Annotated in this window: 28 protein-coding genes; 12 read left to right on the top strand and 16 right to left on the bottom strand. The window is 65.6% G+C overall.

All coding sequences use genetic code 11. The features are described from left to right. Window positions 1-87: 87 nt before the first annotated feature. Complete coding sequence (locus A9513_RS15745) at window positions 88-2166, bottom strand: LTA synthase family protein (RefSeq protein ID WP_065327616.1); 2079 nt, start codon at window positions 2164-2166, stop codon at window positions 88-90. 286 nt (window positions 2167-2452) lie between these two features. Then, window positions 2453-3313 (bottom strand): polyamine aminopropyltransferase, encoded by an 861-nt coding sequence (gene speE, locus A9513_RS15740; protein ID WP_024765438.1) that lies wholly within the window; start codon window positions 3311-3313, stop codon window positions 2453-2455. Window positions 3314-3493: 180 nt separating this feature from the next. Here speE and A9513_RS15735 point away from each other — a divergent pair, with 180 nt between their 5' ends. Together A9513_RS15735 and A9513_RS15730 are read left to right on the top strand one after the other, a co-directional pair. Continuing rightward, complete coding sequence (locus A9513_RS15735) at window positions 3494-4399, top strand: DNA-3-methyladenine glycosylase (RefSeq protein ID WP_065327615.1); 906 nt, start codon at window positions 3494-3496, stop codon at window positions 4397-4399. A gap of 2 nt (window positions 4400-4401) precedes the next feature. Beyond that, on the top strand, window positions 4402-4878 hold the full coding sequence (locus A9513_RS15730; RefSeq protein ID WP_065327614.1) for a methylated-DNA--[protein]-cysteine S-methyltransferase: 477 nt from the start codon (window positions 4402-4404) through the stop codon (window positions 4876-4878). Here the strand turns inward: A9513_RS15730 and A9513_RS15725 are convergent. Then, complete coding sequence (locus A9513_RS15725; RefSeq protein ID WP_255302865.1) at window positions 4875-5408, bottom strand: methylated-DNA--[protein]-cysteine S-methyltransferase; 534 nt, start codon at window positions 5406-5408, stop codon at window positions 4875-4877. The two genes, A9513_RS15730 and A9513_RS15725, sit on opposite strands and share 4 nt — an antisense overlap. Before the next feature lie 24 nt (window positions 5409-5432). Next, the gene (locus A9513_RS15720; protein WP_065327612.1) at window positions 5433-6011 is read right to left on the bottom strand and encodes a TetR/AcrR family transcriptional regulator; all 579 of its coding nucleotides are present in this window, start codon (window positions 6009-6011) and stop codon (window positions 5433-5435) included. A gap of 67 nt (window positions 6012-6078) precedes the next feature. Here A9513_RS15720 and A9513_RS15715 point away from each other — a divergent pair, with 67 nt between their 5' ends. After that, entirely contained in the window at window positions 6079-6606 is a 528-nt protein-coding gene (locus A9513_RS15715; protein ID WP_037012955.1) for a dihydrofolate reductase family protein, read from the top strand. Between the two features lie 75 nt (window positions 6607-6681). Here the strand turns inward: A9513_RS15715 and A9513_RS15710 are convergent, their stop codons facing one another. The 6 genes from A9513_RS15710 to aroC all read right to left on the bottom strand — a co-directional run bounded on the left by A9513_RS15710 (window position 6682) and on the right by aroC (window position 11331). Then, window positions 6682-6873 (bottom strand): PLDc N-terminal domain-containing protein, encoded by a 192-nt coding sequence (locus A9513_RS15710; RefSeq protein WP_024765432.1) that lies wholly within the window; start codon window positions 6871-6873, stop codon window positions 6682-6684. An 85-nt stretch (window positions 6874-6958) separates the two neighbouring features. Then, entirely contained in the window at window positions 6959-7642 is a 684-nt protein-coding gene (gene mtnC, locus A9513_RS15705) for an acireductone synthase (protein ID WP_065327611.1), read from the bottom strand. A 174-nt stretch (window positions 7643-7816) separates the two neighbouring features. Next, entirely contained in the window at window positions 7817-8362 is a 546-nt protein-coding gene (locus tag A9513_RS15700) for an acireductone dioxygenase (protein ID WP_024765430.1), read from the bottom strand. Between the two features lie 47 nt (window positions 8363-8409). Next, window positions 8410-9036, bottom strand: coding sequence for a methylthioribulose 1-phosphate dehydratase (locus A9513_RS15695; RefSeq protein ID WP_065327610.1), 627 nt, complete (start codon window positions 9034-9036; stop codon window positions 8410-8412). Next, complete coding sequence (locus A9513_RS15690; RefSeq protein ID WP_065327609.1) at window positions 9020-10180, bottom strand: MFS transporter; 1161 nt, start codon at window positions 10178-10180, stop codon at window positions 9020-9022. The genes A9513_RS15695 and A9513_RS15690 overlap by 17 nt, the downstream gene beginning before the upstream one ends. Window positions 10181-10239: 59 nt before the next feature. After that, window positions 10240-11331 (bottom strand): chorismate synthase, encoded by a 1092-nt coding sequence (gene aroC, locus A9513_RS15685; RefSeq protein ID WP_065327608.1) that lies wholly within the window; start codon window positions 11329-11331, stop codon window positions 10240-10242. A gap of 122 nt (window positions 11332-11453) precedes the next feature. On the opposite strand from aroC, the gene A9513_RS15680 reads away from it, so the two are divergent. After that, on the top strand, window positions 11454-12485 hold the full coding sequence (locus tag A9513_RS15680) for an alpha/beta hydrolase (RefSeq protein WP_065327607.1): 1032 nt from the start codon (window positions 11454-11456) through the stop codon (window positions 12483-12485). A gap of 48 nt (window positions 12486-12533) precedes the next feature. After that, on the top strand, window positions 12534-13316 hold the full coding sequence (locus tag A9513_RS15675) for a hypothetical protein (protein ID WP_054908450.1): 783 nt from the start codon (window positions 12534-12536) through the stop codon (window positions 13314-13316). A gap of 217 nt (window positions 13317-13533) precedes the next feature. On the opposite strand, the gene prmB is transcribed toward A9513_RS15675, so the two are convergent. Continuing rightward, window positions 13534-14448, bottom strand: coding sequence for a 50S ribosomal protein L3 N(5)-glutamine methyltransferase (gene prmB / locus A9513_RS15670; protein WP_024765424.1), 915 nt, complete (start codon window positions 14446-14448; stop codon window positions 13534-13536). 180 nt (window positions 14449-14628) lie between these two features. On the opposite strand from prmB, the gene A9513_RS15665 reads away from it, so the two are divergent. The 4 genes from A9513_RS15665 to folE all read left to right on the top strand — a co-directional run bounded on the left by A9513_RS15665 (window position 14629) and on the right by folE (window position 17036). After that, on the top strand, window positions 14629-15225 hold the full coding sequence (locus A9513_RS15665) for a cysteine hydrolase family protein (protein WP_024765423.1): 597 nt from the start codon (window positions 14629-14631) through the stop codon (window positions 15223-15225). Window positions 15226-15398: 173 nt separating this feature from the next. Continuing rightward, window positions 15399-15719: a hypothetical protein gene (locus A9513_RS15660; RefSeq protein ID WP_024765422.1), complete on the top strand. Its 321-nt coding sequence runs from the start codon at window positions 15399-15401 to the stop codon at window positions 15717-15719. Between the two features lie 70 nt (window positions 15720-15789). After that, complete coding sequence (locus tag A9513_RS15655; protein WP_054908448.1) at window positions 15790-16347, top strand: Smr/MutS family protein; 558 nt, start codon at window positions 15790-15792, stop codon at window positions 16345-16347. Window positions 16348-16490: 143 nt separating this feature from the next. After that, on the top strand, window positions 16491-17036 hold the full coding sequence (gene folE / locus A9513_RS15650; RefSeq protein ID WP_024765420.1) for a GTP cyclohydrolase I FolE: 546 nt from the start codon (window positions 16491-16493) through the stop codon (window positions 17034-17036). A 64-nt stretch (window positions 17037-17100) separates the two neighbouring features. Here the strand turns inward: folE and A9513_RS15645 are convergent, their stop codons facing one another. The 4 genes from A9513_RS15645 to A9513_RS15630 form a co-directional block, all read right to left on the bottom strand. Further along, entirely contained in the window at window positions 17101-17949 is an 849-nt protein-coding gene (locus A9513_RS15645; protein WP_065327606.1) for a cache domain-containing protein, read from the bottom strand. Window positions 17950-18046: 97 nt separating this feature from the next. Then, on the bottom strand, window positions 18047-18508 hold the full coding sequence (locus A9513_RS15640) for a bacteriohemerythrin (RefSeq protein ID WP_024765418.1): 462 nt from the start codon (window positions 18506-18508) through the stop codon (window positions 18047-18049). A 370-nt stretch (window positions 18509-18878) separates the two neighbouring features. Further along, window positions 18879-19481, bottom strand: a complete 603-nt coding sequence (locus A9513_RS15635) for a glutathione S-transferase family protein (RefSeq protein ID WP_024765417.1) — start codon at window positions 19479-19481, stop codon at window positions 18879-18881. A gap of 10 nt (window positions 19482-19491) precedes the next feature. After that, window positions 19492-20649, bottom strand: a complete 1158-nt coding sequence (locus A9513_RS15630; RefSeq protein ID WP_024765416.1) for a PLP-dependent aminotransferase family protein — start codon at window positions 20647-20649, stop codon at window positions 19492-19494. An 82-nt stretch (window positions 20650-20731) separates the two neighbouring features. Here A9513_RS15630 and A9513_RS15625 point away from each other — a divergent pair, with 82 nt between their 5' ends. Beyond that, the gene (locus A9513_RS15625) at window positions 20732-21172 is read left to right on the top strand and encodes a MarR family winged helix-turn-helix transcriptional regulator (protein WP_024765415.1); all 441 of its coding nucleotides are present in this window, start codon (window positions 20732-20734) and stop codon (window positions 21170-21172) included. Here the strand turns inward: A9513_RS15625 and A9513_RS15620 are convergent. Continuing rightward, complete coding sequence (locus tag A9513_RS15620) at window positions 21169-21816, bottom strand: hypothetical protein (RefSeq protein ID WP_065327605.1); 648 nt, start codon at window positions 21814-21816, stop codon at window positions 21169-21171. The two genes, A9513_RS15625 and A9513_RS15620, sit on opposite strands and share 4 nt — an antisense overlap. A gap of 162 nt (window positions 21817-21978) precedes the next feature. Between A9513_RS15620 and A9513_RS15615 the strand changes: the two genes are divergently transcribed. Together A9513_RS15615 and A9513_RS15610 are read left to right on the top strand one after the other, a co-directional pair. Continuing rightward, the gene (locus tag A9513_RS15615; protein WP_024765413.1) at window positions 21979-22581 is read left to right on the top strand and encodes a LysE family translocator; all 603 of its coding nucleotides are present in this window, start codon (window positions 21979-21981) and stop codon (window positions 22579-22581) included. 13 nt (window positions 22582-22594) lie between these two features. Next, on the top strand, window positions 22595-23794 hold the full coding sequence (locus tag A9513_RS15610; RefSeq protein WP_024765412.1) for a benzoate/H(+) symporter BenE family transporter: 1200 nt from the start codon (window positions 22595-22597) through the stop codon (window positions 23792-23794). Window positions 23795-23805: the final 11 nt, after the last annotated feature.

The following is a 23805-nucleotide window of genomic DNA, read 5'->3' as shown; positions in this document are numbered from 1 at the left end:
ACCGCATGGCACCCTCGCTCCAATAAAAGGCAAAACCCTTGCCCATGAAAAAAGGGCCCGAAGGCCCCTTTTCACTGAACTACCTCATCACTTCGCGTCGGGCTTGCCGTCCACCACGCCAGCGGTGTTGTCCAGCAGGCTCTTGGTCGCAGTCTGGATGAAGGACTCCAGTCGTACCCGCAGGCTCTCCTGGTCGGTCGCGCCATCCACGCGCTTCACGCCAAAGTCGCTGCCCAGCTTGTAGTCATACACGCGGATGTCGCCTTCCTTCGGACGGATCAGGATGCGGTTGCCGGAAATCACGGCGATCACCTGTTCGCTGCCCGACGGCTTGATGACGCCGATGCCCTTGTCGCCGGCCGGCAGGTTCAGCAGGTCGCGGCCCCAGCACTGGTGGCGCACTTCGCCGCCCAGGCGGCCCATGATGGTCGGCACGATATCGATCTGGGTGCCAACCGTGTCGCGGGTAGCGCCGAACTTCTCCTGGATGCCCGGAGCCACCAGCAGCAGCGGCACGTTGAAGCGGAACAGGTCCATCTCGGTCAGTTGCTCGGGGCTGCCGAAACCATGGTCGCCGACGACCACGAACAGGGTGTCCTTGTAGTAGGGCGACTTCTTCGCCTTCTCGAAGAACTGCCCCAGCGCCCAGTCGGAATAACGCATGGCGGTCAGGTGCTCGTCGAGGCTGCCGTTACCGGTCACGCGCTCCACCGGCAGGTCCTTGGGCAGTGCATAAGGCACGTGGTTGGACAGGGTCTGCAGCAGGGCATAGAACGGTTTGCCGGTGGCTTCGAGCTTGTCCAGTTCCTCGTTGCCGCGAGCGAACATGTCCTGGTCGGACACGCCCCAGGTCGGGTCGGAGAACACGGGGTTGACGAAGTCGTTACGACCGATGAACGAGGTCATGCCCTGGTTGGCGAAGAAGCCGGACTGGTTGTCCCAGGCGAAGTCGCCGTTGTAGACGTAGACGTCCTCGAACTTGCGCGCCGACAGCAGCTGAGGCAGACCGGAGAACTTGTGGCCGCCCTCGGGCGTCTGCATCAGGTACTCGAAGCCCGGCAGGTTGGGGAAGCACGCCATGGTGGCGAACATACCCTGGTGGGTATGGGTGCCGTTGGAGAAGTACTGGGTGAACAGCAGCCCTTCCTTGCTCAGCTTGTCGAAGTACGGCGTGATGTTGCCCTTGCCGCCCAGCGCACCGACGTAGTGGCCGGCGAAGCTTTCCATGAGGATCACCACGACGTTCTTGATCGGCAGTGTGCCATCGGCCGGCGGGGTGTAGTCACGGCGCACGGCGGCGTCATCGGCGTCGACCAGCTTGTCGTCCGGCATCACCAGCATCTGGCGCACCACGTCGCGCGCCTGGTCCACCGGCAGGGTGGCTTTCCAGATATTGTCACGGTCTTCGGACAGGAAGCGGCTCTCGGCGGCCTTGATCAGACTCAGGGTGCCGTTCAGGCCCAACTGGTTGGCGAACATCGAGTCGGTGGTGAAGGCGTCGCCCCAGCGCAGCGGCGGGCCCTGGCGCAGAGTACCGCGAGCGGCCAGCACGCAGAGCACGATCACGATCAGCAGCACGGCCACGCGGATATACCAGACAGCAGCAGATGGGCCGGAAGCCTGCGGACGGGTCGCACGGTCGATGCCGCGGAACAGCAGGTACAGAATCCAGGTGGCGAAGGCCCAGGCCAGCAGGTAACGGACCACCGGGTAGCCGTACCAGATCATGCTCATGACCGTCTTCGGGTCTTCGGACATGTACTGGAACACCAGGCTGTTCAGGCGCTGGTGGAACTCGCGGTAGAAGTCCATTTCCAGCACGCCGAGGAACAGCGTGATGCTCGCGGCGATGGTCAGCCAGGTCTTCCACAGCCAGCGCCAGCCCATGGCGCGCACACTGGCGATGGCGAACACCAGCGGGGCGACGATGTAGACCACCGCGCGGATGTCGAAGCGCATGCCGGTGATGAAGGCCTCGACGAAGGTCGACGCCGGGGTGCTGCCGATCAGCTCGCGGTTGTAGATGAGCAGCGCAACACGCAGCAGGGTGAACATCACCATCAGCGCTAGGACGCTGAGCGCGGTGAACGCCAGGTGGCCGGACAGGGTGGGCCGCGTGAGGCTCGCACCGGTCTGGCGGTTGGACAGGACTTCTGATTGGCCCATTTCTAGGTTCCGTTGTGAACGTTCGGGGTCGAAGGCGCATCGCCATTGCCGGACAGAGCGGCTGCCCGCGCGAGCGCGAAAGGCTGCGGCATTACACCGCAAAAGCAGCGGCCGCGCATTCTAAAGTGCGCCGCTTAAGCGGACATTAAGCCTGGCATGCCAATCGTTTCGGGATGATGCAAGGGTGAATCGGCGCATGTGGGACCGCCCAAGGGCGGGCAGAGTGCCGTAGAGCGCGTGAAGAAAATGTCGTGGCGCGGGGCTTGTCCCCGCGCTTGCGCGACGATCAGTCGTTGGCCCGCTTGCCGATGGCCTGCAGCACGTACTGCGGCAGGGCGAAGGCGCCCTGGTGGATAGCCGGGTTGTAGTAGCGGGTCTGGATGCCGCTGGCGGCGAAGCGCTGGGCCAGGGTGGTCACGTCGACGTGGCGCAGGGCCGGGTTGGTCGAACCCCAGGCGAAGGTCATCGAACCACCGATGTAGGTCGGTACCGCCGCCTGGTAGAAGTGCCAGTCGGCGAACAGGCCGTTCATGCGGCCGGCGGTATTGCGCACGGTGTCCAGTTGCATGAAGGGTGTGCCGTTCTGGGTCACCAGCACGCCGCCGTCGTTCAGGCAGCGATGGCAGGCCTGGTAGAAGTTCTCCGAGAACAGCACTTCGCCGGGGCCGATGGGGTCGGTGGAGTCGGAGATGATCACGTCGAACTTCTCCGTGGTGGTAGCGACGAAGCGCATGCCGTCGTCGATCACCAGGTTGAGCCGCGCGTCGTCGAAGGCGCCCTGGGAATGGTTGGGCAGGAACTCCTTGCACATGTCGACCACGGTGCCGTCGATCTCGACCATGGTGATGTGCTCGACGCTGGCGTGCTTGGACACCTCGCGCAGCATGCCGCCGTCGCCGCCACCGATGATCAGCACGCGCCTGGCGTTGCCATGGGCGAGGATCGGCACGTGGGTGAGCATCTCGTGGTAGATGAACTCGTCGGCCTCGGTGGTCTGGATCACGCCGTCCAGCGCCATCACCCGGCCCATGCGGGCATTCTCGAAGATCACCAGGTGCTGGTGCTCGGTGCGCACCTCGTGGAGCATCCTGTCGACGCTGAAACGCTGGCCATAGCCGTCGTAGAGGGTTTCCTGGTAATCGTGCATGAGTGCGCTCCCGTCGGGGCAAGACAATAGGAGGGGACGGCCGGGCCGCCCCGAAAGAGGCGCGCATTCTACGTGCCCATCGATGACAGGTCGAACCCTGCCGTCGGCGCCAGCCTTCCTGGGGAATTTGAAAGTCAGGCGCGGGAGGACAGCATCGCCGGCAACGGGTAATGTCGCCCCATGACCAACACGCCCCCCACTCCCCAACTCATTCGCCTGCCCTACCGTGCGCCCTGGGACTGGCAGCAGTTCCACGAGCATTTCGCCCTGCGCAGCCTGACCGGCGTCGAATGCCTGTCGCCGCGCCGCTATGCCCGCAGTGTGCGCGTGGGCGGCGATATCGGCTGGTTCAGCGTTCGCCCGCTGGAAGACAGCGCCGAACTGGAACTGGACATTCACCTGGCGCCGCAGCATGCGCAACCGCTGGCGGCGCGGGTGAGCAAGATGTTCGACCTGGACAGCGACCCACTGCAGATCGCCGAGCACTTCCAGGCCGACCCGCTGCTCGCCCCGCTCCTGTTGCAAGCACCCGGCCTGCGCCTGCCCACGGCCTTCGACCCGTTCGAGCAGGCCGTGCGCGCCATCGTCGGCCAGCAAGTCACGGTGAAGGCCGCCGTCACCATCGTCGGACGGCTGGTGCAGCGCCTGGGCGAAGCGTTGCCCGGCGACTGTGAAGGCCAGCCAACCCGACTGTTTCCCACACCCGAGGCCCTGGCTGACGCGGACCTTGCCGGCATCGGGATGCCCGGCAAGCGTGTGGAAACCCTGCAGCGCTTCGCCGCCGCGTGCGCTAGCGGCGCACTGGAATTGCACGTAAACGACGGCGCCGACGACCTGGTGCGGCGCCTCTGCGCCCTGCCCGGCATCGGTCCGTGGACCGCCGAATATGTCGCCCTGCGCGCCTTCGGCGATCCGGACGCCTTCCCCGCCGCCGACCTGGGCCTGCTCAAGTCGCCGGTCTGGGGCGCCGAAGGTATCACTGCCCGCGAACTGCAACGCCGCGCCGAAGCCTGGCGACCGTGGCGCGCCTACGCCGCCGTCTATCTGTGGCACGCCTATTCCCAGGCCGGCCGCACCGGAGGATGACCATGCACTACCGCTACCACGACAGCCCCACCGGCCGCCTGCTGCTGGCAGGCGACGAAGGCGGCCTGCGCATGCTCTACATGGACTTGGAGACCCGCCATTACCCGCAACCGGACTGGCACGAAGGCAGCCCGCTGCTGGACGACGTGGCGCGTCAGCTGGACGAGTATTTCGCCGGCAAGCGCCAGCGCTTCGACGTGAAGCTGAACACCGGTGGTACCGAGTTCCAGCGCCAGGTCTGGCAGGCGCTGCTGGAGATTCCCTACGGCTACACCACTGTCTATGCGGAACTGGCGCGGCGGATCGGTCGGCCCAAGGCCATCCGCGCGGTGGGCACGGCCAACGGTGCCAACCCGATCAGCATCATCGTCCCCTGCCATCGGGTGATCGGCAGCAACGGCAGCCTCACCGGCTACGCCGGCGGCCTGCCGCGCAAGGAATTGTTGCTGCGCCTGGAGGGCGCGCTGGAAAAGGCCTAGAAATCGAAGGAGGTCTGTGCGGCCTGCGGGTCCTGAAAACCCTCCAGCGCCAGCATGCGCATCTTCGACGTACTACCACCCGGCGCGGAGAAGCCACCGGTCTTGCCGCTGCTGGCAAGCACGCGGTGACAGGGAATGATCAACGGGATCGGATTGGACCCCATCGCCTGCCCCACCGCGCGGGACAAGCCGACATCGCCCAGGCGCCGGGCGATCTCGCCATAGGTCGTGGTCTCCCCACGGGCCAGCTGGAGAATGTCGTCGTAGACGCGGCGGTGGAAATCGCTCTGGCCGGACAGGTCCAGCGGCAAGCTCTCGAACGACACCGCTTCGCCCTGCGCATAGCCGAGGATCAAACGGCGCGCTTCATCGATGAATGCAGGCCATTGGGCAGTCTCGGTGCCGAGCTTGTCGAAGCGCTCGCGCACGCTGTGCACGGAGTCCCCCGGCAGATAGGCGCGCGTGATTCCCTGCGGGCTCCAGGCGAGCCCGAACCAGCCGAGGTCTGTTTCGATCAGGCAGTAATGCATCGAACGAGTCTCCATCGCGGCGCCTTATCCCGCAACCCTCTCCGCCTTCAGCACGACATCGCACCAACGGCGCAGCTCGTCACCGATGGCACTCGCCGGATCGCCTCGACGTTCGAAAGCCCACCACAGCTGCGCACCCTGCCACTGGCTGGCCATCAGCCGGCCGAGAATCGGCTGCCGTTGCGGATCATCGCTCAATCGCCGCCCCAATGCCGCGGCCAACGACGCGCCCCATCGTGCACCACGTTCACGAAGCACTGGATCGCGCATGTCCTCGCGCAGGATCAGCAACCCTTCCGCGTAATCGGTCTCACCCTCGCCCACCGGAAACATCGCCACCAGCACCCGAATCGCGCCTTCCGGGCTCAACTCGGTGCTCTCGTCGAGTCGGGCGGTCTGCTCATCCAGTTGGTCCCAGGCGCGCAGCAACACGGCGCGGAGGAAATCCGCCTTGGTCGCGTAGCGCTGCACCAGTGTCGCGGCGCAAAGCCCGACCTCGCGGCCCACGGCGGCGAAGGTCACCGCCTCCGGTCCTGCGCGCACCATCAGCTGCATGGCGGCGTCGAGTATCGCTGCGTCGCTTACTGTCTTGGTTCGAGCCATGCCAATCTCTTTTATAAATGAACATTCATTTATATATTGGCACAAAGCTTATCCAGGGAGACGCAACATGGCCAGAATTCTCGGCTACATCGCCACCAGCCTCGACGGCTTCATCGCAACGCCCGAACACGGGCTGGACTGGCTGTTCAGGCATGACCAGCTGCAGTTGGGCGAACATGACTACACCCTGTTCCTCCAGCGCATCCGCACCGTGGTCATGGGCCGCGCGACCTACGACTTCCTCGCGGCCGACCCCGGCCCCTGGCCCTATGGCGCACAGCGCGTGCTGGTGGTGACCTCGCGCCCCATCGACGACCCGAAGGGCCCGCTGGAAACCCGCAGCGATGTCGACGCGCTGATCGGGGAACTGCGCGCATTGGAAGATGGCGACGTATGGATGCTCGGCGGTGGCCAGCTGCAGATGGCCTTCCTGGAGCGCGGGGCACTGGATGAGCTGGAGATCTATGTGATGCCGGAGATCATCGGCGGCGGTTTTGCGCTATTCCCCGCCACCGGGCTGCGGGTGTCGCCGACGCTGCTGTCGGCCAAGGTGATCGAGCCGGGCTGCGTGCGGATGCATTACCGGTTCGACTGAGGCTGTCGACCTGCAGGAGCGTTCCATGGGCGCTATCGCGAACATGGCCCGCCCCTGCGGGAGTCGGGATGGCGCTCAGACCCGCACGTTGCCGCGCGGCCCTGCCACCGCCCAGATGATCAGGCCGAGAACCGGCAGGATGACGATCACCAGGATCCAGATGATCTTCATCGGCATCTCGGCGTTGCTTTTCACCACGTTGATGATCGCCCAGATATCCAGGGCAAAGATGATCAGGCTGATCAGGCCACTGAGGGTCGAGCCCATTTGGAAGATCCTTCTATGAGAATGTCGGCCTGATCAGCATAGCTGCCCGCGCCGCAGCGGCGCGGGCGTGCATTCAAGGCAGGGGTCAAACCTGCGCCGGGTCGATCAGCGCGAAGCTTGCCACCGTGTCGTGGCCTTCCAGTCCCCCACCCTCGCGGGCCAGGCCGATGGTCTGCAGGCCGGCCTGCTGCGCTGCATCCAGCTCCTGGACGATGTCGGAGAGGAAGAGGATGTCTTCGCCCGGCAGACCGATGGCGGCGGCGATGCGGCGATAGGACTCCACCTCGCGCTTGGGTCCGCTGGTGGTGTCGAAGTAGCCGGAAAACAGCGGCGACAGGTCGCCCGCCTCCGAGCAGCCGAAGATCAGCTTCTGCGCCTGGATAGAGCCGGAGGAATAGACGTACAGCCGGTAGCCCTCGGCGTGCCAGTGGCGCAGCGCGTCGACGGCGTCCGGGTAGACATGGCCCTTGAGCTGGCCGGCGCTGTAGCCCTGCTCCCAGACCATGCCTTGCAGTGCCTTGAGCGGCGTGGCCTTGCGGTCTTCGGCGATCCAGCCGAGAAGGATTTCGATGCAGCGTTCGGTGTCGGCGTTCGTCTCACCGCTGTCGGCGCGTACGGCGGCGAGTTGCTCGGCCACGGCCGGCTCATCGGCATGCCCACGCACGAAGTCCGGCAGGTGCGCGGTGGCATAGGGAAAGAGCACGTCGAAGACGAAGCTGACCGCGCTGGTGGTGCCTTCGATGTCGGTGAGGATGGCTTTGATGGGCATGGGGACTCCAAAGGCCCGCCTTTAACCCAGGCGGGATGACATGTAGGACCGAGGGGGACGCCCAGTCCTTGCTCGCGAACCGCATGGAACCGAGTGGGCCGGCAACACTGTTCGCGAGCAAGCTCGCTCCTACGAAGAGCAGGAAACAGCCTACCCTCCCCGGCTAAGGAGAGATCAGTCTTCCAGCAACGGAAACCGCTTGGCGATCTCGTCGCCGGTGAATTTCGCGACCCAGCCTTCGGCATTGTTGAACAGGCGGATGGCCACGAAGTGCGGGCGCTCGCCCATGTCGAACCAGTGGCGGGTGCCGGCGGGCACCGAGATCAGGTCATTCTTCTCGCACTGCACGGCGTAGACGTGATCCTCGATGTGCAGGGTGAACAGCCCGCGGCCGGCGACGAAGAAGCGTACCTCGTCCTCGCCATGGCGATGCTCATCGAGGAACTTGGCGCGCAGTTCATCCTTTTGCGGATGATCGGCGGTCAGGCTGACCACGTCGACGGTGACGTAGCCCTCCTCCTCCTGCAGGCGACGGATCTCGTGCTGGTAGGCGGCGATCACCTCTTCCTGGCTGGCGCCGGGAACGATGGGGGCATTCGCCGCCCAGCGCTGGAAGCGCACGCCCAGCTCGCCCAGGGTGGAAGCGATGTCCTCGGCGTGGGTCAGCAGTTTCAGCGGCTGCTCGGGGTTGGATTCGTGGTAGACGGTCAGGCTGCTCATGGTCGTTGTCCTTCTGGGCTTTTTTCTCAAAAGCGGGCCGGGTTCGCTCAGCGCGTGCCGCCGCGAAGGCTCAGTACTTTCAGTTCGCATTCGAAGAGGAATTCGAAGGCTTCGATCTGGCGCAGGGCATCGGCCATGCGTGGCCCCCAAGTGTACAGGCCGTGGCCACGGATCAGGTAACCGGGGCAGTCCGGATGCGCATCGAGCCAGGGCTGCACCTTGGCCGCCAGCCGGACGATGTCCTGGTCGTTATCGAAGATCGGCACGGTCACACGGCCTTCGTGGGTACTGACGCCGGCAAAGGCCTTCTGCAGTTCGTAGTCCTCCAGCTCCAGGCGGTCGCCCACGGTCAGGCGCGAGAGCACGGTGGCATTSACCGARTGGGTGTGCAGCACCGCGCCGATCTCCGGGCGCCAGGYRTASAGCTGGGTGTGCAGCAGGGTTTCCGCCGAGGGTTTCTTGCCCGGTTCCAGGCTGTTGCCGGCGAGGTCGGTTTCCAGCACATCGTTCTCACCGAGTTGGCCCTTGTGCTTGCCCGAAACGGTGAGCAACGCACGATCGGCGGCCAGGCGCGCGGAATAGTTGCTGCTGGTGGCCGGCGACCAGCCACGGCCATAGAGGAAACGGCCGGCCTCGATGATCTGTTGGGTCAGCTGTTCACGGGTGTCGTTCATGCGGGTCCTCGTTCAGACGGGTCCAGATGATGAAGGCGGCAGCCAGCGCAGCCACGCTGGCGATGGCAAAGGTCCAGGCCGGCCCAAGGCTACCCCAGCTGTAGCCGGAGTAAAGCGCGCCGAGCGCGCCACCGGTGCCGGCCAGCGCGGCGTACAGCGCCTGGCCCTGTCCCTGCTGGCGAGCCTGGAAGCTGCGCTGGACGAAATGAATGGCGGCGGCGTGGAAGCTGCCAAAGGTCGCCGCGTGCAGCAACTGGGCAAACAGCAGCACCGGCAGGTGCCCGGCCAACGTGCCCAACAGCAGCCAGCGCAAGGCCGCCAGCAGGAAGCTCGCCACCAGCACCTGGCGCAGCGAGAAGCGCTTGAGCAGGCGCGGCATGACCAGGAACAGCAGCACCTCGGCCACCACCCCCAGCGCCCAGAGCTGGCCGATCAGCCCGCGCGCGTAGCCAAGCGACTCCAGGTGCAGGGTCAGGAAGGTGTAGTACGGACCGTGGGACAGCTGCATCAGGCACACGCACAGGTAGAAGGCGAGCACGCCGGGCTTGAGCAGTTGCTGGAGAAAACCTCCGGCGCTGGCCTCATCCTGCCGCGCCGGCGGCTGGGCATTCGGCACCCACCAACTGGCGCCGACGATGCCGAGCATGATCGTCAGCAGCGCCAGCGGATAGGCGTCCAGGCTGGCGAACTCGAACAGCCAGCCCAGGCCGACCACGGTACAGATGAAACCGATGGAACCCCACAGGCGGATGCGGCTGTAGCTCTCGGTGCGCCCGCGCAGGTGCGCCAGCGTGATCACCTCGAACTGCGGCAGTACCGCGTGCCAGAAGAACGCGTGCCCGGCCATGATCAGCGCCAGCCACGCATAGCTGTGACCGAGGAAGATGCCGGCGAAACACAGCGCCGTGCACACCGCGCCGAAGCGCACGATGGCCAGCCGCTGGCCGCTGCGGTCGCCCAACCAGCCCCACAGGTTGGGGGCGATGCAGCGCATCAGCATGGGGATCGCCACCAGTTCGCCAATGCGTGGCGCAGAGAACCCCAGGTGATGGAAATACAGCGCGAGGAACGGCGCCGTCCCACCCAGCAGGCAGAAGTAGAAGAAGTAGAAACTGGACAGCCGCCAGTAGGGAACCTGAGTCATCGGCGGCGAATATCCGACGCTCCCGCCACCTGATCAGGCCGGCGGGAGCGCCAGGTCACTCAAAGCTGGCCGAGGACCGGGGTGCCGACCTTCACGTCGGCATTCTGCGCGCGATTGCGCAGCAGGTGGTCGAGCAGCACGATGGCCATCATCGCCTCGGCGATGGGTGTAGCGCGGATGCCCACGCACGGATCGTGGCGACCTTTGGTGATGACATCCACCGGGTTGCCGTCGTCGTCGATGGAGCGGCCGGGGGTGGTGATGCTGGAGGTGGGCTTGAGCGCCAGGTGGGCGACGATCGGCTGGCCGCTGGAAATACCACCGAGGATGCCGCCGGCATTGTTCGACAGGAAGCCTTCGGGCGTCAGCTCGTCGCGGTGCTCGGTGCCGCGCTGGGCGACGCTGGCAAAGCCGGCGCCGATTTCCACGCCCTTCACCGCGTTGATGCTCATCAGCGCGTGGGCCAGTTCGGCGTCCAGGCGGTCGAAGATCGGCTCGCCCAGGCCCGGCGGCACGCCTTCGGCGACCACGGTGATCTTCGCGCCCACCGAATCCTGGTCACGGCGCAGCTGGTCCATGTAGGCCTCCAGCTCCGGCACCTTGTCCGGGTCGGGGCTGAAGAAGGCGTTGTCTTCGACGCTGTCCCAGGTCTTGAAGGGGATTTCGATGGGGCCGAGCTGGCTCATGTAGCCGCGCACGCTGATACCCATGCCGGCCAGGACCTTCTTGGCGATCGCACCGGCCGCCACGCGCATGGCGGTCTCGCGCGCCGAGGAACGGCCGCCGCCACGGTAGTCACGGATGCCGTACTTGTGGTGGTAGGTGTAGTCGGCGTGGGCCGGGCGGAACAGGTTCTTGATCGCCGAGTAGTCCTTGGACTTCTGGTCGGTGTTGCGGATCAGCAGGCCGATCGGGGTACCGGTGGTCTTGCCCTCGAACACGCCGGAGAGGATCTCCACCTCGTCGGCTTCCTGGCGCTGGGTGGTATGGCGGCTGGTGCCGGGCTTGCGGCGGTCCAGGTCGCGCTGCAGGTCTTCCAGGGAAATCTCAAGGCCGGGCGGGCAGCCGTCGACGATGGCGACCAGCGCCGGGCCGTGGCTTTCGCCAGCGGTGGTGACGGTGAACAGCTTGCCGTAGGTGTTGCCGGACATGCGAGGCTCCGCGAAAAGACTGGTATCGAAAAGGCCGAGCAGTATACCTGCGTCAATCCGCCCTGCGAACCTTCGCCGCCCGCGAGGATCAAAGCGCCATCAGCCCCATCGCGAAGTCTTCGATGCGCCGTCTCGCCCTGCTCCTCTTCTGTTTCGTCACCAGCATCGCCCAGGCCGCCCCCACCAGCATCCTGCAGCGTCCCTATGACCTGGATACCGGCCACGGCGTGCTGCGCGGGACGATGCTGCTGCCCCAGGGCGATACCCCTCCGCCAGTAGCACTGCTGATCGCCGGCTCCGGCCCCACCGACCGCGACGGCAACAACCCCGAGGGCGGACAGAACGCCTACCTGCGCAAACTGGCCGAGGCCTTGGCGGAAAACGGCGTTGCCAGCGTACGCTACGACAAGCGCGGCGTGGCCCGCAGCCTGCCGGCCGCGCCGCGTGAGGAAGAGCTCAGCGTCGAAGCCTACGTCAGCGACGTGGTGGCCTGGAGCGACAAGCTGGCCCACGACCCGCGCTTCGGCCGGCAGATTCTCATCGGCCACAGCGAGGGCGCGCTGATCGCCAGCCTCGCCGCGCCGCAAACCCACGCCGAGGCGCTGGTTTCCCTGGCCGGCAGCGCCCGCCCGATCGGCGACGTATTGCGCGAGCAGTTGCAAGCCCGCCTGCCGCCGCCTCTGCTCGCCCAGGCTGACCAGTTGATCGACGGTCTGCAGGCCGGGCAGTTGCAGCCACGGGTGCCGGAGCCCCTGAAGGTGCTGTTCCGCCCCAGCGTGCAGCCCTACCTGATCTCGCTGTTCCGCCAGGACCCGGCCCGCGCCTTCGCCGAGTTGAAATTGCCGACGCTGGTCCTGCAGGGCACCAACGATATCCAGGTTGGCGTCGAGGATGCGCAGGCGCTCAAGCGCGCCAAGCCCGACAGCGACTTCCACCTGATATCGGGGATGAACCATATCCTGCGGATCGTCCCGACCAGCGGTCCGCAGCAGCTCGCCTCCTACAACAATCCCAACCTGCCGCTGGCCCGCGAGCTGGTGCAGCGCATCACGACTTTCATCCGGCACGCGCCGAGCCTGCCCGGCAGTACGCTTGCCGAAAATGCGCCCGGATCTGGAGCGAACGTCTCAAGAAATCCGCCGGTGCGTCGATAAACCACGGGAGAGCCCTGGCCACGCCCGCCAGGCCCCGAGGTAGACCCCATGACCGAAGCCGAACAGACAGCCGTCGCCGCCGACGAGAGCGCCGCCGCCCGCCCGCATCCCTGGGCGGACCTGGCGCCGGAACACTATCGCCTGCTGCGCCTGGCGCCGCTGCCCACCGACCGCACCACTGGCGCGCGGCCGCTGCGCTTCGTGCAACTGGGCCGGGTGGAACGCCACAACGGCGAGCAGAGCCTGCTGCGGCTGACCGTACAGGTGCCCGGCCAGGTGCTGCGCAAGGAAGTAAACCTGCTGGAGGTCTGGGCGGACCACCGCAGCAAGGAAGTGCGCTTCGGCGCCGACTCGGGCTTCACCACCGAACCGCTGAACCGCGGACTGGGGCGATTCCTGCTGGCCCAGGGAGTGGCCTGGGCGAAAAAGAAGTGGTCGCACTACCGTGTCGAGGGTGGCGCGCTGGCGATGAAGGACGCACCCAACGAAGAGGCCCGGCAGCGCCGCGACCACTTCCTGCGCGCCCAGGGCTTCGACGTGATCTACGAGGATTCGCGGCTGCTGAAGGCGCGCTACAGCGTCGGCCGGGTCAGCGAGCTGTACGACGACTGGCACAAGGACAAGGTGCAGATAGTCCCGCTGCTGGAAGCCGGTTCCATGCTGGAACAGGCTGACCAGAACCTCGCCACCCAGTCCAACGAGATTCGCCGGCTGGAGCAGCGCATCGAGACCTTCCGCCGCGACGACACCAGCCTGCGCTTCACCATCGCCTGCCTGACGGTGTTCGCCGTGTTCCAGGCGGGATTGCTGATCTGGATCGCCACGCACTAGCGTGCATGCGCCGCCGACCGATCGGCGCGGCCGGTGGGCAACCGCGGACGAAGTCCGCTCCTACCCAAAGCCGACCTCCGCGATGGGCTGAGTCCCACGCCGAAGCATTCTTTTGTAGGAGCGAGCCAGCTGGCGAACCGGCCAGGCGCCGGACCAACCGGTAAATCCATTCGCGAGCAAGCTCGCTCCTACAGATTCAGCCCACCCTTGGAGCGGATCAGGCCTTTACCCGCGCCCTGAACAGCTCCTGATGCTCGCGGCATTGCTGCGCCGAGAGCAGGAATACCCCGTGGCCACCGTACTCGAAGTCGAGCCAGGTGAAGTCCACTTCCGGGTAGAGCGCCGCCACGTGCACCTGGCTGTTGCCCACCTCCACCACCAATGTGCCGCGCTCGGTCAGGTGGTCCGCCGCCTCGGCCAGCATGCGCCGCACCAGGTCCAGGCCGTCATTGCCGCAGGCCAGGCCCAGCTCCGGCTCGTGGTGGTACTCGGCGGGCATGTCGGCGAAGTCTTCGGCGTCGACATAGGGAGGGTTCGACACGATCAGGTCGAAACGCTGGCCCGGCAGGCCTTCGAAGCCGTCACCCTGCACGGTGTAGACGCGCTCGCCCAGCTCGTGGCGCTCAATATTGATATTGGCCACTTCCAGGGCATCGAACGACAGGTCGCCCAGCACCACTTCGGATTCCGGGAAGGCGCTGGCGCAGGCGATGCCGATGCAGCCCGAGCCGGTGCACAGGTCGAGGATTCGTGCAGGGTCGGCCGCCAGCCAGGGCTCGAAGCGACGTTCGATGAGTTCGGCGATGGGCGAGCGCGGCACCAGCACGCGCTCGTCCACCACGAAGGGCATGCCGCAGAACCATGCCTCACCCAGCAGGTAGGCGGTCGGCACACGCTCCTCGATGCGTCGGCGCAGCAGGTGCATCAGGTATTCGCGCTCCTCGTCCTCGAGGCGGCAATCCAGGTAGGCGTCGGCCATTTCCCAGGGCAGATGGAGCGCGCCCAGCACCAGTTGGCGGGCCTCATCCCAGGCGTTGTCGGTACCGTGGCCAAAGAACAGTTCCTCGGCGTGGAAGCGGCTGACGGCCCAGCGGATGTGGTCACGCAGGGTCAGCAAACGAGATTCGGTCACGGCAGCAGTCCTCGCAGCTCGCAAAAAGGGGCGCATTCTAGCGGAATGCGGATACTCCGGGGGCTTTCCATCCCGTTCCGCCACAGAATGCCATTACCACTTTGGCGCGAGTTCGCAAAGATTCACAGCGGACGCGTTACGGCCCACAATGAGTGAACATGCATTTACAGGAGTCGTGACATGTCCCTTCCGCTCAGCATGCTGCAGATCAGTGGGCGCGGATATCCGCCGGCCACCCTGCGCCAGAGCACTCTGTTGATCATCGATGCCCAGGAGGAGTACCGCAGCGGCGTACTGGCCCTGCCTGACCTGGATGCCGCGGTGGCGCAGATTCGCCTGCTGCTGGAGACGGCCCGGGCCATGGGCACTCCCATTGTCCACGTGCACCACCTGGGCGTGGTCGGCGGCCTCCTCGACCCTCAGGGCCCGCGCGGCCGCTTCCTGCCCGAACTGGCGCCGCTGCCGGGCGAGGTGGTGGTGGACAAGCGCCTGCCCAACGCCTTCGCCGGCACCGACCTGCATGACCGCCTGCAGGCCGGCGGCCGCCTGGACCTGATCGTCTGCGGGTTCATGACCCACTCCAGCATCAGCACCACCGTCCGCGCCGCCAAGGACTACGGCTACCGTTGCACCCTGGTGGATGCCGCCTGCGCCACCCGCGACATTCCCACCCCCGAAGGCGGCGTGCTCGCCGCGCGCGACCTGCACCGCGCCGAAATCGCCGCCCTGGGCGACAACTTCGCCGCCGTGGTCGCGCAAGCCCAGGCGCTGGTCTGAAGCCATTCGTCCCGACGGGCGGCAACGACAAGCACCCGGGGTTAGGCTCAGCTTAGGCGCGACAGCCCGCGAACCCGCTCACCCAGCGGGTTCGCCGCGCTTCCCGACCCTGGGGTTGGAACCCCACCCCTCCCCACCGGTCATAGCCTCGTTCAATAGATGAGGAAGTCGGGATGAAGATGACCGATAAATTCGATCCACCCAGCCTGCGCCCGAAGCGTCCGGGTCGCTGGCGCTGGCGCTTCGCCGCCGCGATCGCCGCGGTAATCGCCACCTTGGGCATCCTGTCCGCCATGGCCGGCGTCGCCGCCCTGCTCCGCCGCCAGCCCGCGGTGGGCGTGCTGCACATCGAACCGGGAGCCGGTGCCGTGCTGCTGGTAATCGGACTGTTCTGTCTGTGGCTGGGCGTCACATTCTGGCGCGCCGCGCGCCGCCGCGCCCGTGGCCGTGAAGGCCTGAGCCTGTCGCCCCGGCTGATGAAGCGCCGCGACTGATCCCCGCACGGCGCATTTCCGCAGGACCGGCGCGATCCGTTAGACTGCGCGGCTGTTTGAGGAGGTGCGCATGCAAGACGACGATTTTTCCCAATTCGCCAGCGAAATGCGCGGCGTCAGACGGATCACCGTGGACCAGGCCGACACCGGTAAACCCAAGGCCGACCGCAAGCAGCTCAAGGAGCTGCGACAGAACGCGACCGTACGCACCGAGAACATCCGGGTCGACGGCCTCTCCGACCAGTTCGTCATCGACGTCGGCCCCGAGGACGAACTCTACTGGGCCCGCGACGGCGTCCAGGAAGGCCAGATACGCAAGCTCAAGGCCGGCCAGATCAGTTTCGAGGGCAGCCTCGACCTGCACGGCATGAAGATCGAAACGGCCCGCGAAACCCTCTGGGACTTCATCGCCGAAGCCACGCGCTTCGAGATCCGCTGCGTCCGCGTTACCCACGGCAAGGCGGCGCGCGTCGACGGCCGCAGCCCGATGGTGAAGAGCCATGTGAACACCTGGCTGCGCCAGCACCCGCAGGTACTCGGCTTCACCTCCTGCCTGCCGCGCCACGGCGGTACCGGCGCCATCTACGTGATGCTGCGCCGCAACATGCTCGAAGGCCGCGACGAGTAAAAGCCCTGCCCCCGGCTAGCACTCGCGTCCGGCGACAATCCGCCTGCCATAACGCGCCAACCGGCGCTCGGGCCTTGCCAGCCAAGGCTGAGCGCCCTACCCTGCGCCACGGTTTTTATTTTTGTCATTGCCACAGGTAGATCATGTCCCTGGAACAAAACTACTCCGCGATCCTCAGCCAGCTCGGTGAGGACGTCACCCGCGAAGGCCTGGTGGACACGCCCAAGCGCGCCGCCAAAGCCATGCAGTACCTTTGCCGCGGCTACCAGCAGACGCTGGAGGAGATCGTCAACGGCGCCCTGTTCAGCTCCGACAACAGCGAGATGGTGCTGGTCAAGGACATCGAGCTCTACTCGCTGTGCGAACACCACCTGCTGCCATTCATTGGCAAGGCCCACGTGGCCTACATCCCCAACGGCAAGGTGCTGGGGCTGTCCAAGGTGGCGCGCATCGTCGACATGTACGCCCGCCGCCTGCAGATCCAGGAAAACATGTCGCGGCAGATCGCCGAGGCGGTCCAGCAGGTCACCGGCGCGCTGGGCGTGGCCGTGGTGATCGAGGCCAAGCACATGTGCATGATGATGCGCGGCGTGGAGAAGCAGAATTCCTCCATGGTCACCTCGGTGATGCTCGGCGAGTTCCGCGAGAACGCCGCCACCCGCAGCGAGTTCCTCAGCCTGATCCGCTGACAGCCGCCGTCATGAAAAAACCGGCCCTCGGGCCGGTTTTTTTTGTGCCTGTGAATCGCTGCAATCAGCGCGTGTAGTAACCCACCGCAACGAGGTAATGGCCGGCCTTGCGCAGAAAGGCGTGCTTGTTCTCCACCTTGCTGGTCACCGGGTTGCGCCACTGGTACTCGAATTCCGCCTCGCCCTTGGACTTGGCCAGTTCCAGCATGGCGTGGCCGATCGGGTTGCCGCCCGGGTCCTTCAGCGAATCGAAGTCCGTGCCGACCATCCGCGTATTGAAGCCATGGGCAACGAATTTCGACGTATCCAGGTCGACAACGAAGACGTAGAGGTCATCCTGGATAAATGCGGGATCGCGCGCGGTGATCTTCTTGAAGGTGTCCTGCGGATCGGCCGCGACGGCCTTCACCGCCTTGTCCAGCATGGCCGCCGCCTGCTGCGCCGACGCGCGCGGGATGTAGTAGCCCACCGCGAGGAAGCGCTCACCCACACGCTGGTAATAGACGTGCTTGCGCTCGACCTTGCCGTCCGCCCAGTTCTTCCAGCGGTAGTCGGCCTGTTGCACCTTGCCGGTCTCCGGCGATTTCAGCGCCTGCGCAAACTGCTTCTGCAACGACGGATCGAGTGTGGTCGACACATCCCGATCGATCAGCACCACCGACGGCCCGCCGCTGGCAAGCATGGTGCCCTTGCTGTCCACGACGAACACATACAGGTCCCCATCGATGAACTCGCCCTGGCGGCTGAACGCAGCGAAGGCCTTGTCGCCCTCCTGCTTGTAGGCGGCCACCGCCTTGGACAGCAACGCCTTGGCGCGCTGGTCGTCCGTTGGCGAGGTCGTCGGCTGGGCGGCGAACAATGGGAAGGATGAGAGGAAAGAAAGCAGCAGCAGTGACTTCAACAGCGTCTTCATGCGCGAATACCCCCGTGGCATTGCTTGTAGTTGTGCACAGAGCATAGCCAGCCGAAGGGGATTCGCGTCGGCATTCACCGCCGAAGTGACTGAAAATTCAGCCGAAGAATCGCTTCATCGAGCGCGACAGCCAGCCACCGTGGCTCTGGTCGCGGGTCAGCTCGTGCATGCTGGCCATCACCGACTCCACGTAGTTGGCGTCGTCATTACGGATATGGTTGAACAGCCAGCGTCCGAGCAGGCCCTTGAGTTCCTCGGCGACGTCCTCGCCGGCGTCGAAGCGCAGGCGGTAGTCGGAAACACGCTTGATGAAGAGTTCGTGGACCTTCTTGTGCGCACGGGTGAACTGGTAGCCGGAATCCTCCAGCAGCGTCTCCTCGAAGGCGAAGTGCGAGATGGTGTAGTCGACCAGTTCCTCGATCACGCCGCCGAGCATGGCTCGGTCGTGATGGGCCTGGGCCTCGTGCAGCTGGTTGATCATTTCGACGATGCGTTTGTGCTGCGCGTCGATCACTCCGATCCCGGTGTCGAGATCCGCCTGCCAGACCAGATAGGCCATCTTTCCCCTCCCCACGCCGGGCGACGACACTGCCTGCCGCTCGCGCCCGGCCACATCGGTACGTCCCGCATGGCAGCCCGTCCAGATTAGGGAGGGCGACAAAACGCCGCCATGATGCCGGTCAACCCCAAAGTACCCAAATCAGCGGTTTAGAGCGGCTTTTCGGACTTATCTGATGGCAAATTGCCTGTTCTCGCTTCGCACAAAGCGAAACCTTGCGTAGGAGCAGACTCCGTTCGCGAGTGCTATCCGGCCACCTCGAATCGACGAGAAAACGATCGCGGACCGAATCCGCTTCCGCGTCATTGGGTCTGCCAACGAAAAACGCCGCTTCGAGGGAAGCGGCGTTTTCAATGGCCGGGCGGGATGATCAGTCCTGCATCGCCACGTGCCGCGGATGGTCCGCCACCCGCGCCAGCCAGGCATTGATGGCCGGGAAGTTCGACAGGTCGAAGCCGCCCTGGTGCGCCACATGGGTGTAGGCATACAGGGTGATGTCGGCGATGGAGTACTGGTCACCCACCAGGTAAGGCGTCTGCTGCAGCTGCTTTTCCATCACTTTCAGCGCCTTGTAACCGCCCTTCTGGCAGCGCACATACTCCTCGCGGCGCTCTTCGGGCAGGCCCAGGTAGAACTCGATGAAACGCGCCACCGCCACGTAGGGCTCATGGCTGTATTGCTCGAAGAACTGCCATTGCAGCACCTGGGTGCGCAGGCGCGGTTCACGTGGCAGGAGATCGCTGCCATCGGCGAGGAAGTTGAGGATGGCGTTGGACTCCCACAGGCAGGTGCCATCTTCCAGCTGCAGCACCGGCACCTTGCCGTTGGGGTTCATCGCCAGGAACTCGGCGGTCTGCGTCTCGCCCTTGAGGATATCGATCTCGCGCCACTGGTAAGGCAGGCCGAGCAGGTGCAGGGCCAGCTTGACCTTGTAGCAGTTGCCGGACAGTCGATCGCCGTAGACGGTGTACATGCTCATCTCCTCATTGGGCCTGGGCTTCGCGGATGACCGTCGCCAGACGGCGCAAACCTTCGCCGGCACGTTCCGGCGCCACGTGGCTGAAGTTAAGCCGCAAATAGCCGGGATTGGCATCCGGTTGCGTGAAGAAAGGCTCGCCCGGCATGAAGGCCACGTTCTGCGCCAACGCCGCGTCCAGCAGTGTGCGGGTATCCAGCGGCTGCTTGAGCTTGAGCCAGAAGAACAAGCCGCCCTGGGGCACATTCCACTCCGCCAGCTCGGCGAAATGCTCTTCCAGCTGCTGCTGCATGGCGTCGCGGCGAATGCGATAGAAATCGCGCAGCTCGGCCAGGTGGCCGCGATAGGCCTCGGTGCCGAACCACTGCAGTGCCTGCCACTGGCCGACGCGGTTGGTGTGCAGGTCGGCGGACTGCTTCAGGCGCAGCAGGTGCGGGAACAGGTCCGGCGTGGCGATCAGGAAGCCCACGCGCAGCCCCGGCAGCAGCGTCTTGGAAACGGTACCGGTGTAGATCCAGCTGGATTTCTTCAGGCGACTGACCAGCGGAGTCGCGGCGCCCGCATCGAACACCAGCTCGCGGTAAGGCTCGTCCTCGATCAGGGTCACGCCGAACTCGTCGAGCACGGCGGCCACTTCATCGCGGCGTTGCTCGCTGTAGCGCACGCCGGACGGGTTCTGGAAAGTCGGGATCAGGTAGGCGAAGGCCGGCTTGCTGGCCTGCAGGCGCTGGCGCAGCGCGGCGACATCCGGGCCTTCGGCGCCCAGCGGCACGGTCAGGCAGTTCGCGCCGAACAGCTGGAAGGCCTGCAGCGCAGCAAGATAGGTCGGCGCTTCGAGCAATACCTCGGTGCCCGGATCGATGAACAGCTTGCTGGCCAGGTCGAGCGTCTGCTGCGAACCGCTGACGATCAATACCTGGCTCGCTTCGCAGGGCACGCCCAACGCTCGCGCCTCGGCGGCGATGGCCTCGCGCAGCGCCGGCTCCCCTTCGCTCATGCCGTACTGGCCCATGCTCACCGGCATGTCGTCCCAATTCACCTTCGGCAACATCGGCTCGGCGGGCAGGCCGCCGGCAAAGGACATCACCTCCGGGCGCTGCGCCGCGGCGAGGATTTCACGGATCAGAGAGCTTTTCAGTCGGGCGATGCGTTCGGAGAAGGCCATGGGGGTCACCGGTAGCGGGAGCACGGAAGAATGAGTCAAACTGCTTGACCGAAGCTACGACGCCCGGGATGGATACGTCAATATGCCTGACCTAACAAAAAACAGCCTGCAACTCGAAGCGATCCAGGCCTTCTTCTACAGCTACCGGGCCTTCACCGCGAAACCCGACGAGATGCTCGCCCGCCGCGGGCTGAGCCGGGTGCACCACCGCATCCTGTTCTTCATCGCGCGTAATCCGGGGCTGAGTGTCAGCCAACTGCTGGCCGCCCTGGGCGTGACCAAGCAGGCACTGAACCTGCCGCTGCGTCAGTTGCTCGAGCGCGAACTGATCAGCAGTGAGGCCTGCGGCAACGACAAGCGCAAGCGGCGGCTGGGGCTGACCGCTGAAGGCGGCAAGCTGGAAAAGGCCCTGCGCCGCGAGCAGGACCGCCTGCTGCAGCGCGCCTTCGGCGAGGCCGGGGAAGAAGCGGTGAAAGGCTGGCTGGCGGTGAACCAGGCCATTGCCCGCTCGCCGGACGATTAGCGGACGGCCCGCTCCTGCTCGCCGGCGGCGCGCAGGAAAATCAGCGCCAAGGGGATGGTGTTGATGATCGACAGCAAGGTGCCAAAGGCGAACAGTACGATGCTCGCCAGGCAGATGCCGCTCACGACGTCGAACCAGCCCATGACCTTCACCGAGGTGAACGGCAGCTGGATCTTCAGCACACGAATGCCATACCAGAGCTGCACCAGGCCGCTGGGCAGGTACATCATCATGAAATACACCGTCGCGTTGCTTTGGCGCGAGCCGGTCAGGTCGACGTCGAAAAGCATGGAAAACACCTGCATCACCACGGCGATGACGATGAGAATCCACATTGGCCAGCGGAGCCCGCGGGCCGCGAATCGATCCTCAAGCAGACGCGTGCTGCGCCAGGCCAGAAAACACCCCAGCAGCATACTCAGCGCACCCAGCCACTCCTCATACGGCATCAGGAACTTCGGGCCACCCGGCAGGCGAGCGACCATGCCGATACCGATCAGCGTCAGGTCCGTCAGCAGCAGAGCAAGCGTGAGTCCCGCCAGCAGCCGCAGCTTGCCGGACGACCAGTCGCCGACGAGGAAAGGCGTGGGCGCGCGCGTGTCGACCAATTCCACCTGCGGCGCGGCGTATGGGTTCTGCTCCATGAACGGCTGACTCCTGTCTGTCGGGAGTGTGCAACATACTGCGGGCATGCGGGCCGTGCCAGCGATGCCGCCACTGTACGGGCCACTCGGCCACTGGCTGTTATGGGACAGCCCTGCGTTGGCAGGATTAGTCTGGCCCTACAATTAGACCGGTACTCCGCCATGCCCCTCGAACTCCTCGGCGCTTTCGTGCTGTTCGCCTTCGTCACCTCCATCACCCCCGGCCCCAACAACATGATGCTGCTGGCCTCGGGCGTGAACTTCGGCGTGCGCCGGACCATCCCGCACATGCTCGGCATCAGCATCGGCTTCCTGCTGCTGGTGGTCGCCGTGGGCCTGGGCCTGCACCAGCTGTTCGAGCGTTTCCCGGCGACCTACACGGCGCTGCGCTATGCCGGTGGCGCCTACCTGCTCTACCTGGCATGGAAGATTGCCCGCTCCGGCGCGCCCGAAGCGAAGGGTGAGAACGCCGCCAGACCCATGACCTTTCTCCAGGCAGCCGCCTTCCAGTGGGTCAACCCCAAGGCCTGGGTGATGGCCGTCGGCGCCATCGCCACCTACCTGCCGGCCAACAGCTGGATCGGCAACGTCGTGCTGATCGCCACCCTGTTCGCCGTGGTCAACCTGCCCAGCGTGGGCGTCTGGACCATACTCGGCAGCCTGCTGCGGCGCTGGCTGGAAGACCCACTGCGGCTGCGCCTGTTCAATGTCGGCATGGCCGCCCTGCTGGTAGCCTCGCTCTACCCGCTATTCACCCGCACCTGATGGAAGTTCGTGCATGACTGACACCACTCCCGCCGCCGCGCCCTTGCGCCCGCTGGCCGATTCTTCCCCCGCCGCCATCGTCGCCGGGTTCGTCGCCATGCTTACCGGCTACACCAGCTCGCTGGTGCTGATGTTCCAGGCCGGCCAGGCGGCGGGGCTGACCACCGCGCAGATTTCTTCGTGGATCTGGGCGCTGTCCATCGGCATGGCACTGACCACCATCGGCCTCACCCTGCGCTACCGCACCCCCATCGTCATCGCCTGGTCCACCCCCGGCGCGGCGCTGCTGATCAGCAGCCTGCCCGGCGTGCCGTATGGCGAGGCCATCGGCGCGTTCATTGTCTGCGCCGCGCTGATCACGATCTGCGGCGTCACCGGCAGCTTCGACCGCCTGATGCGCCAGGTGCCCGGCTCGCTGGCCTCGGCGCTGCTGGCCGGCGTGCTGTTCCGCATCTGCATCGAGATCTGCAACGCCGCGCAGCAGCAGACGGCGCTGGTAGTGGCGATGTTCGTCAGCTACCTCGTCGCCAAGCGTCTTTCGCCACGTTACGCGGTGTTCGCTGCGTTGCTGGTTGGCGTCGCCCTGGCCGGATTCCTCGGCCTGCTCAACTTCAGCCACTTCCAGCTGGAGATCGCCCGTCCGGTGTGGACCACGCCGAGCTTCTCCCTGGCCGCCACCATCAGCATCGGCATCCCGCTGTTCATCGTCGCCATGGCCTCGCAGAACATGCCGGGCCTCGCCGTACTGCGGGCCGACGGCTACCAGGTGCCTGCCTCGCCGCTGATCTCCACCACCGGCATCGCCTCGCTGCTGCTGGCGCCCTTCGGCTCCCACGGCATCAACCTGGCGGCCATCAGCGCGGCGATCTGCACCGGCCCGGAAGCCCACGAGAACCCGCACAAGCGCTACACCGCCGCACTCTGGTGCGGGCTGTTCTACGGCATCGCCGGCATCTTCGGCGCCACCCTGGCAGCGCTGTTCGCCGCGCTGCCGAAGGCGCTGGTGCTGTCGATCGCCGCGCTGGCGCTGCTTGGTTCGATCACCAATGGCCTGACCAACGCCATGGCCGATGCGCGCCAGCGCGAAGCGGCGATGGTCACCTTCCTGGTCACAGCCTCCGGTTTCACCCTGTTCTCCGTGGGTTCCGCCTTCTGGGGATTGGTTGCAGGCCTGCTGACACAGCTGGTACTGAACTGGCGTCGTTCCGCGTAAGACCCTTCTGC

The organism is Pseudomonas sp. AU12215 (assembly GCF_001675465.2).
GTDB lineage: Bacteria > Pseudomonadota > Gammaproteobacteria > Pseudomonadales > Pseudomonadaceae > Pseudomonas > Pseudomonas nitroreducens.
This window is presented reverse-complemented; position numbering and strand designations above follow the sequence as displayed.

What these genes read in the sequence shown, in the direction of transcription:
- A9513_RS15665 (WP_024765423.1), top strand. Translation starts at nt 14,629, where the DNA reads ATGTCCCTTCCGCTCAGCATGCTGCAGATCAGTGGGCGCGGATATCCG.
- folE (WP_024765420.1), top strand. Translation starts at nt 16,491, where the DNA reads ATGTCCCTGGAACAAAACTACTCCGCGATCCTCAGCCAGCTCGGTGAG.
- A9513_RS15645 (WP_065327606.1), bottom strand. Translation starts at nt 17,949, where the DNA reads ATGAAGACGCTGTTGAAGTCACTGCTGCTGCTTTCTTTCCTCTCATCC.
- A9513_RS15625 (WP_024765415.1), top strand. Translation starts at nt 20,732, where the DNA reads ATGCCTGACCTAACAAAAAACAGCCTGCAACTCGAAGCGATCCAGGCC.
- A9513_RS15715 (WP_037012955.1), top strand. Translation starts at nt 6,079, where the DNA reads ATGGCCAGAATTCTCGGCTACATCGCCACCAGCCTCGACGGCTTCATC.
- A9513_RS15675 (WP_054908450.1), top strand. Translation starts at nt 12,534, where the DNA reads ATGACCGAAGCCGAACAGACAGCCGTCGCCGCCGACGAGAGCGCCGCC.
- A9513_RS15630 (WP_024765416.1), bottom strand. Translation starts at nt 20,649, where the DNA reads ATGGCCTTCTCCGAACGCATCGCCCGACTGAAAAGCTCTCTGATCCGT.
- A9513_RS15640 (WP_024765418.1), bottom strand. Translation starts at nt 18,508, where the DNA reads ATGGCCTATCTGGTCTGGCAGGCGGATCTCGACACCGGGATCGGAGTG.
- A9513_RS15735 (WP_065327615.1), top strand. Translation starts at nt 3,494, where the DNA reads ATGACCAACACGCCCCCCACTCCCCAACTCATTCGCCTGCCCTACCGT.
- A9513_RS15655 (WP_054908448.1), top strand. Translation starts at nt 15,790, where the DNA reads ATGCAAGACGACGATTTTTCCCAATTCGCCAGCGAAATGCGCGGCGTC.
- A9513_RS15610 (WP_024765412.1), top strand. Translation starts at nt 22,595, where the DNA reads ATGACTGACACCACTCCCGCCGCCGCGCCCTTGCGCCCGCTGGCCGAT.
- A9513_RS15635 (WP_024765417.1), bottom strand. Translation starts at nt 19,481, where the DNA reads ATGTACACCGTCTACGGCGATCGACTGTCCGGCAACTGCTACAAGGTC.
- A9513_RS15620 (WP_065327605.1), bottom strand. Translation starts at nt 21,816, where the DNA reads ATGGAGCAGAACCCATACGCCGCGCCGCAGGTGGAATTGGTCGACACG.
- A9513_RS15745 (WP_065327616.1), bottom strand. Translation starts at nt 2,166, where the DNA reads ATGGGCCAATCAGAAGTCCTGTCCAACCGCCAGACCGGTGCGAGCCTC.
- mtnC (WP_065327611.1), bottom strand. Translation starts at nt 7,642, where the DNA reads ATGCCCATCAAAGCCATCCTCACCGACATCGAAGGCACCACCAGCGCG.
- A9513_RS15725 (WP_255302865.1), bottom strand. Translation starts at nt 5,408, where the DNA reads ATGCATTACTGCCTGATCGAAACAGACCTCGGCTGGTTCGGGCTCGCC.
- A9513_RS15730 (WP_065327614.1), top strand. Translation starts at nt 4,402, where the DNA reads ATGCACTACCGCTACCACGACAGCCCCACCGGCCGCCTGCTGCTGGCA.
- A9513_RS15660 (WP_024765422.1), top strand. Translation starts at nt 15,399, where the DNA reads ATGAAGATGACCGATAAATTCGATCCACCCAGCCTGCGCCCGAAGCGT.
- A9513_RS15615 (WP_024765413.1), top strand. Translation starts at nt 21,979, where the DNA reads ATGCCCCTCGAACTCCTCGGCGCTTTCGTGCTGTTCGCCTTCGTCACC.
- A9513_RS15690 (WP_065327609.1), bottom strand. Translation starts at nt 10,180, where the DNA reads ATGACTCAGGTTCCCTACTGGCGGCTGTCCAGTTTCTACTTCTTCTAC.
- A9513_RS15720 (WP_065327612.1), bottom strand. Translation starts at nt 6,011, where the DNA reads ATGGCTCGAACCAAGACAGTAAGCGACGCAGCGATACTCGACGCCGCC.
- aroC (WP_065327608.1), bottom strand. Translation starts at nt 11,331, where the DNA reads ATGTCCGGCAACACCTACGGCAAGCTGTTCACCGTCACCACCGCTGGC.
- A9513_RS15680 (WP_065327607.1), top strand. Translation starts at nt 11,454, where the DNA reads ATGCGCCGTCTCGCCCTGCTCCTCTTCTGTTTCGTCACCAGCATCGCC.
- speE (WP_024765438.1), bottom strand. Translation starts at nt 3,313, where the DNA reads ATGCACGATTACCAGGAAACCCTCTACGACGGCTATGGCCAGCGTTTC.
- A9513_RS15700 (WP_024765430.1), bottom strand. Translation starts at nt 8,362, where the DNA reads ATGAGCAGCCTGACCGTCTACCACGAATCCAACCCCGAGCAGCCGCTG.
- A9513_RS15710 (WP_024765432.1), bottom strand. Translation starts at nt 6,873, where the DNA reads ATGGGCTCGACCCTCAGTGGCCTGATCAGCCTGATCATCTTTGCCCTG.